This window comes from Streptomyces tendae (genome assembly GCF_014650435.1).
Taxonomy (GTDB): domain Bacteria; phylum Actinomycetota; class Actinomycetes; order Streptomycetales; family Streptomycetaceae; genus Streptomyces; species Streptomyces tendae.
In genome coordinates this window covers 1-554 of record NZ_BMUY01000116.1, presented here as the reverse complement: position 1 = coordinate 554, position 554 = coordinate 1, and the positions used below count along the sequence as shown (strand labels likewise).

Genomic DNA, 554 nt, shown 5'->3' with positions numbered 1-554 from the left:
CGTGCGCAAGGCCTACAACAGCCTCAACCATCTTTGGCGGTCCGAGATGCTGTTTGTCTACCTCAACCCGCCAGCAGGAGTCCTTGCGCCCGAGCGGATCAAATCCACCACCAACAGCTTAGAAGGCGGCATCAACGCCCAGCTCAAACTGCTCGCCAGAACCCACCGCGGCAGATCAGGCGAACGACAACGCCGCATGCTGGATTGGTGGCTCTACTTAAAAACGGAACTGCCTGACGATCCAGTACGAATCGCCAGGCAGTCCGACTGGGGCCAGGGCCAACTCGCCAAAGTATCCACCCTGACCCAAACCGAGAACCAAGCCGACCACGAAACAGGACGCCCAGCCCTCTACGACAACGCTATCGACACCGACTACACCCACTCAATCGGCATTCAAAAAGGCCAAATCTAACCCCCGCGACACGCCGAGCCAGACACACATTTTGACCCTTAACCCTTTAAATGGATATAATTAGACCCATGTTGATTTCAGGTACCGCTTTCTTCGCTTTCTTGCGGTTGCGCACCAACCGCTAAGGCGGTTTCCTACC

The 554-nt window shown here is 56.0% G+C and carries 1 pseudogene; it reads left to right on the top strand.

Features of this window, described 5'->3' with window-relative positions:
• Nucleotides 1-415 (top strand): annotated as a pseudogene (locus IE258_RS40905) (IS256 family transposase); the annotation flags it as partial.
• Nucleotides 416-554: the final 139 nt, after the last annotated feature.